Source organism: Caulobacter sp. P1_B12_2 (assembly GCF_056406675.1).
In genome coordinates this window covers 1-5,394 of sequence record NZ_JBFTZS010000326.1, presented here as the reverse complement: position 1 = coordinate 5,394, position 5,394 = coordinate 1, and the positions used below count along the sequence as shown (strand labels likewise).

The 5,394-nt window shown below is 68.4% G+C and carries 8 protein-coding genes; 3 read left to right on the top strand and 5 right to left on the bottom strand.

Annotated features, from left to right (window positions below):
* The 3 genes from AC1DZ6_RS18140 to AC1DZ6_RS18130 form a co-directional block, all read right to left on the bottom strand.
* Window positions 1–1,141: methyl-accepting chemotaxis protein (locus tag AC1DZ6_RS18140; protein WP_477098540.1), on the bottom strand; the 1,141-nt coding region annotated here is incomplete at its 3' end.
* The gene (locus tag AC1DZ6_RS18135; protein WP_477098539.1) at window positions 1,141–1,494 is read right to left on the bottom strand and encodes a hypothetical protein; all 354 of its coding nucleotides are present in this window, start codon (window positions 1,492–1,494) and stop codon (window positions 1,141–1,143) included. The genes AC1DZ6_RS18135 and AC1DZ6_RS18140, both read right to left, overlap by 1 nt.
* A 296-nt stretch (window positions 1,495–1,790) precedes the next feature.
* The gene (locus AC1DZ6_RS18130; protein ID WP_477098538.1) at window positions 1,791–2,453 is read right to left on the bottom strand and encodes a glutathione S-transferase family protein; all 663 of its coding nucleotides are present in this window, start codon (window positions 2,451–2,453) and stop codon (window positions 1,791–1,793) included.
* Window positions 2,454–2,666: 213 nt separating this feature from the next.
* Between AC1DZ6_RS18130 and AC1DZ6_RS18125 the strand changes: the two genes are divergently transcribed.
* The gene (locus tag AC1DZ6_RS18125) at window positions 2,667–3,002 is read left to right on the top strand and encodes a DUF3060 domain-containing protein (protein ID WP_477098537.1); all 336 of its coding nucleotides are present in this window, start codon (window positions 2,667–2,669) and stop codon (window positions 3,000–3,002) included.
* Window positions 3,003–3,053: 51 nt separating this feature from the next.
* Here the strand turns inward: AC1DZ6_RS18125 and AC1DZ6_RS18120 are convergent, their stop codons facing one another.
* The gene (locus AC1DZ6_RS18120) at window positions 3,054–3,353 is read right to left on the bottom strand and encodes a DUF1294 domain-containing protein (protein WP_477098536.1); all 300 of its coding nucleotides are present in this window, start codon (window positions 3,351–3,353) and stop codon (window positions 3,054–3,056) included.
* Window positions 3,350–3,811 carry a hypothetical protein gene (locus AC1DZ6_RS18115; RefSeq protein ID WP_477098535.1) on the bottom strand — a complete coding sequence of 154 codons (462 nt, stop codon included), beginning with the start codon at window positions 3,809–3,811 and terminating at the stop codon, window positions 3,350–3,352. Before AC1DZ6_RS18115 ends, AC1DZ6_RS18120 begins: the two co-directional genes overlap by 4 nt.
* A gap of 639 nt (window positions 3,812–4,450) precedes the next feature.
* Here AC1DZ6_RS18115 and AC1DZ6_RS18110 point away from each other — a divergent pair.
* The gene (locus AC1DZ6_RS18110) at window positions 4,451–4,804 is read left to right on the top strand and encodes a DUF2750 domain-containing protein (RefSeq protein ID WP_477098534.1); all 354 of its coding nucleotides are present in this window, start codon (window positions 4,451–4,453) and stop codon (window positions 4,802–4,804) included.
* Between the two features lie 68 nt (window positions 4,805–4,872).
* The gene (locus AC1DZ6_RS18105; protein ID WP_477098533.1) at window positions 4,873–5,139 is read left to right on the top strand and encodes a hypothetical protein; all 267 of its coding nucleotides are present in this window, start codon (window positions 4,873–4,875) and stop codon (window positions 5,137–5,139) included.
* Window positions 5,140–5,394: the final 255 nt, after the last annotated feature.

Here is a 5,394-nt window from a genome sequence, read left to right as displayed (position 1 = left end):
GGTTGGTCTGGAAGGCGATCTCGTCGATCACCCCGATGATCCGAGAGATCTGGGTGGCCGAGGTCTCGATCGCGCCCATGGCCCCGACCGCCTCGTCGACCACCTCGCCGGAGCGCCGGGCGTCCTCGCGGGCCTGGGCCACGACCTGGGCCGCGCGGCGCGCGCCGTCGGCGGTCTGGCCGACGGTGGCGGTGATCTCGTCCATGGCGCTGGCGGTTTCCTGCAGGCTGGCGGCCTGCTGCTCGGTGCGGCGCGACAGGTTCGAGGCGGCGTCGGCGATCTGGTCCGAGCCCCGGCGTACGCCGGCCACGCGGTCGTCGATCACCACCAGGGCGTCCGACAGCTTGCCGGCCGCCTGGTTGAAGTCGGCGCGCAGCTGCTCGTAGGATTCGTGGAAGCGCTCGATCAGACGCACCGACAGGTCGCCCTTGGCCAGGCGCGCCAGGCTTTCGGCGAGGGCGTCGACCATGTCGGCCCGCTGGCGTTCGGACTGGGCCTGGACGGCGGCGTGGGCGACGCGGTCGGTCTCCTGCGAGCGGCGGGCCTGCTCGGCGGCCTGGTCGGCGTCGCGCGCCTCGGCCATCGCGGCCTCGGCCTTGGCCCGGGCCCGTTCGGCCACCGAGAACATGTGGTTGACGCTGGCGCAGATGCCGATCAGGGCGCCGGCCTCGACGATCAGGATCACGGCGTGCAGGATCACCCGGCCCAGGCTGGCCGAGCCCGGGAACACGGCGGCGGGCAGGATGTAGCTGAGGCCCAGATGGTGCACGGCCACGGTGGCGGCGGCCGCGGCGATCACGGTCCAGTCGCAATAGACCACCAGCAGGGCCAGGGCGGCGAAATAGGCCATGTGCATGTCGATCTGCCAGGCGTGGCCGTCGACGGCGGCGACCAGCAGCGAGACCTGGGCCATCAGGGCCACGCCCGACAGCGCCCGGCCGGTCGATCCGGCGGCGCTCATCTTCAGGGCCAGGCCGCCCAGCACGGCGACGCCGGCCGCGGCGATCCCCAGGGCCACGAACGGTCCGCCCAGGATCAGCTTGGTGGCGATCACCACCGGCGCCATCAGGGCGGTCAGCAGGGCGATCAGCTTGGCGCCGGACTGGCGCTGGGCGTCGAGGTTGGAGAAGATCAGGCGCATCAGCGGAGTTCCCGGGAAGGATTGGCGCAGACGCCGGCGGCGTCGGGGTCGAGCAGCAGCCAGGCGCCGGCCGCGCGGGCGCGCGACTCCAGCTGGCCGGGCTCGCCGCGCAGGATGAGGATGAAGGACACGCCGCCCGCGCCGGCGATCTGGCCGGCCGAGGCGGCGGCCGAAGCGGCCTGGGCGGGCGTCCACCAGGGCGGAAACACCGCCGCGACCCGGGCGGGGTCGCGCGGCGCGGCGCCGGCGGCCACGGTGGCGAACAGGGTGGCCAGGATCGTCGCGCCCGAGAGCAGGATCAGTCGCGCGGTCGCGCCGCGCGCGGTCCTTGCCTCTGTCCCTGCCTGATCCAAGACGCGCTCCACTCCGCCCCTCCGACGGGACGCTCCGCGAGACCATGCCGGAGGGGAGGTGAGGGAAGCCTTAACCAAGCTTAACGGTGGCGTCGTGTCGCAGGGGGGGGCAGTGGGCCCCTCTCTCACCCTCTCACCGTCATCCTCGGACTTGTTCCGAGGACCCCTGCATCAACCGCGAAGAAGGGCGATCCGTGAAGCGGTGAGATCGCGACCGAACCTCAACCGGCAGCTCGGCTGAACGAGGGGTCCTCGGAACAAGTCCGAGGATGACGGTGGTCAGGAACGGCGGTGGATCACGCGTAGTCGTACGGCCCGCCGCGCTCCAGCGCCTTGCGGTAGGCCGGGCGGGCGTGGATGCGGTCCAGGAACGCCTTCACATGCGGGCGGGAGGCCGCACCCGCGCGGGCCGCGCCGGCCTCGAGCGGGAAGCTCATCATGATGTCGGCGGCGGTGAAGTCCGGCCCGGCGAACCAGGCGCTCTTGGCCAGTTCGGCGTCCCAGTAGTCGACGTGCATCTTCAGCTGCGGATCCACGAAGCCGCTCTGGGCCTTGGCGGCGACGGCCTTGACCAGGCCCTTCAGCAGGCCGGGCGCGCGGGCGGGCAGGGCGGTGAACACCAGCTTCAGCAGCAGCGGCGTCATGGCCGAGCCCTCGGCATAGTGCAGCCAGTAGGTCCAGCGCAGGCGCTCGGGCGTCCCGGCGGCGGGGATCAGCCGGCCCCCGCCGTAGGTCTCGATCACGTACTCGACGATCGCCCCGGTCTCGGCGATGGTCTTGTCGCCGTCGGTGATCACCGGAGACTTGCCCAGGGGGTGGACGGCCAGCAGCTCCGGCGGGGCCAGCATGGTCTTGGCGTCGCGCTCGTAGCGCTTGACCTCGTAGGGCAGCCCCAGCTCCTCCAGCAGCCACAGCACCCGCTGGCTGCGCGAGTTGTTCAGGTGATGGACGACGATCATGGCGCGGGCTCCGACGCGGTGTGACGCCATTGGCGGCGAGCGTCGCCGCGTCAGTCAAGGGGCGTTTCGGCGTCCCGCCGCAGGATGCGTCGGGAACCTCGCCAGGGTCTGGACTGTTCGAATGGCCAGGCTTTCACGCGCGCGTCGCGCGAGGAAGCTAGCCTGCGCCTCCAAACCCCCGCCCTCAAACCCCGAACGACTCGAGGACCGATCATGATGACGCTTATCGCCGTGCTGGCGGCCGCCGCCCAGGTTGGAACCGCCAATGTGGGCAAGGACGCGATCCGCATCAGCGGCGTGGAGCAGCAACGCACAATCGCCTGCGAGGGCCGCGACGTGTTGGTCGAGGGCGTGGACCACATCCTGACCTTCACCGGCGCCTGCGCCAGCCTGACCCTGACCGGAACCGACAGCACGATCACCATCGGCCTGAAGCCCGCCGCCTCGGTGTCGGTCGAGGGTACGGGGAACAAGGTGCGCTGGCGCGCCGACCGCGAGCCCCGGGTCAAGATCTCCGGCGTCGACAACAGCGTCGCCCGCCAGCCCTGAGCGGCGGCGCCGAGGAACCGAGGAGGACTTCGCTCACCCGCAGGCCCGCGGTCAGGCGGCGCGTTCGGCCCAGGCGATTGCCAGCCCGGCCACGACCACCACCCCCTGCACGAACACGATCAGCACCAGCCAGGCGCCGAACGGCTGCTTGCGGGTCTTGTGGCGGAACACCGGCCGGGCCACCAGGGCGCCGAGGGTGCCGCCCAGGGCCGCCAGGGTCAGCAGGACGCGTTCGGGCACGCGCGGACGCCGGGCGACGGCGGCGGCCTTGTCGAGGCCGAAGATCGCGAAGGTCAGCAGGTTCAGGACGGCCAGATAGACGCCGAGAAAGGCGGGCGTGAACGGGATCATGCCGGCACGTCTTCAGGCGGGCCGACGGGGGCGGGCAGCGGCGCCAGGTCCGGCTCCACCCAGCCGCGCCGAGCCTCCACGCTGAACAGCCGCTCGCGCGACCAGAAGGTCAGCGGCCAGGCCTTGTCGCCCATCGGCGTGGCCAGCAGCCGGGCCGACGCCTCGCCGTCGCCGATCCCGGCCGGCAGGGTCGCGACGAAGGCGCGGATGGCGGCCAGATAGGCCTGGGTGATGGTCTCGTGATAGCCGCCGGCGTCGTCGTTCACCCCGCCGACCGCGACATTGTAGGTCTGGATGATCCGCGGCATGTCGCGCTCCAGGCCGTCGTTCCGTGTACGAACCAGATGCAGGGTGGCGCTCAGGTGCGCGGCGTGGGTCCACTGGTCCTTGGGCAGGCTGTGGTCCAGCAGGCGGCGGGTCAGGTCGGCGACGTCAGAGTCGGTGTAGAGGGCGGTCATGAGAGGGGCTTAGCGCGCGGTGAGGAAGGGCTCAATCGCGTCCGGAAGCTGACTTCCGCTTTCGACCCTAGTCGGACAATCAGAAGGTCCGCTCCCGCGTCCCGTATCGCCCGTACATGGCCTAGGTTCGGCAACTCACATTGAGTAAAATACCACGACGTGTGACGTGCCAGATGCCGCCTTCTTGCTGAAATCGGGCTCTACAGCGCTCGTTCGCCACGCGAAAATGGCAGGCTACAGTAGGAGATAGTCCTGAGTTGCACCGGATACTGGTCACTGAGCTAACCGGCGGTGGAAGAAAAACCTGACCGTCGCATGACGGGTCATCTATCAACAACCAGCACGGCTCAGCCTGTTTCCTTGCATAAGCCTGCGCGGCATCCGTTGCGGTTGGCATCTCGCGCCCAGAGTGAGCGCAAGCGCCCAAGGCGACAGACAAAAGCCCTACCATCAGATATCGCGACATACGGCCAAGTTGCCGCAAAACCTCCGTGTCGTCCAATGTCTGCAACCCACCCCAAGCTGACCTTCCGGGCGTCCGCTGTGGGCGGCAAGGTCCAAGGTCTGCTTCCAGCGCCGACGCCAGCTTCCGCCTACGACCCCGTTGCGGAAATTGCCCTCTCATGCTCAGAAAGGCCGATGAGCACTGCCGCAGCCCAGACCAAGCACTTTTTCGACGAGGTCTTGAAGGACCGGCTAGTGTGGACGATCCGTGACGACGAGGGCTTTCCTGCGCCTGCCAACAGTTCCGGCGAAAGAGCCATGCCGTTCTGGTCACTTGAAAGTCGGGCGCAGAAGGTGATCGCCACCGTAGATGCCTACCGCAACTTCACCCCGCACAAGCTCACTATGCAGGAGTTCACTGACCGTTGGCTCCCGGGCCTCGAGAAGGACCAGTTGGTGGTGGGGGTGAACTGGTCCGGGGATCGAGCTACTGGATATGATCTGAAGCCGGAGGAGGTGCGCGCACGCCTTGGCGGCACCTTGGGCTAGGTCCGCTTCCCACCCTAGTCGGACCTTAGTGATGTCAGCTATCCATTTGCCGACGCTAGGAGCGAGGCATGTTTGAAGAGATCGCCGTTTGGGTTCGGGCGAGCACAGAACTGGCCGTTCGCTACGCCGGCTTTCGTGATCTGGAATCCAATCAGGTCTGGATTGCCTTTGCCAACTACGTCGGTGGCGACGAGGAACTTGGCTCAGATGAGTTGATCTCTCCTCAGAGCATGCTGGAGCATTTTCTCAGTGAAATGCCGACGCAGCCGAACGAATGGAAGCCGACGATCTCAGACGCGATCGCTCTGTTTATCGAAAGAAATCCGGATCGCTGATCCCATCGCGAGCCAAAGTCCAATTTCCACCCTTCTGGGCCCTTCGGAACGTTTGCTTCCCGCCGGACGCCCTCATCCGCCCCGGATGGGSCCRCGCCTTAAAGCCTTGGTGGATCGGAGCTCTGGCGTCTGRCCGAGTCAAGGACCGCCTCYGGCGGCCGCGTCGCGGCGACGCGRCGCGTCGTCCTTGWCTCGGTCAGACGCCAGAGCAGGCTCGCCATCAAGGTTTCAAGGCGCGGCCTCGCCGCTTTGGGC

Excerpts from the sequence above, each read along its gene's own strand:
- AC1DZ6_RS18130 (WP_477098538.1), bottom strand. The coding sequence starts at position 2,453 with ATGATCGTCGTCCATCACCTGAACAACTCGCGCAGCCAGCGGGTGCTG.
- AC1DZ6_RS18125 (WP_477098537.1), top strand. The coding sequence starts at position 2,667 with ATGATGACGCTTATCGCCGTGCTGGCGGCCGCCGCCCAGGTTGGAACC.
- AC1DZ6_RS18120 (WP_477098536.1), bottom strand. The coding sequence starts at position 3,353 with ATGATCCCGTTCACGCCCGCCTTTCTCGGCGTCTATCTGGCCGTCCTG.
- AC1DZ6_RS18115 (WP_477098535.1), bottom strand. The coding sequence starts at position 3,811 with ATGACCGCCCTCTACACCGACTCTGACGTCGCCGACCTGACCCGCCGC.
- AC1DZ6_RS18110 (WP_477098534.1), top strand. The coding sequence starts at position 4,451 with ATGAGCACTGCCGCAGCCCAGACCAAGCACTTTTTCGACGAGGTCTTG.
- AC1DZ6_RS18105 (WP_477098533.1), top strand. The coding sequence starts at position 4,873 with ATGTTTGAAGAGATCGCCGTTTGGGTTCGGGCGAGCACAGAACTGGCC.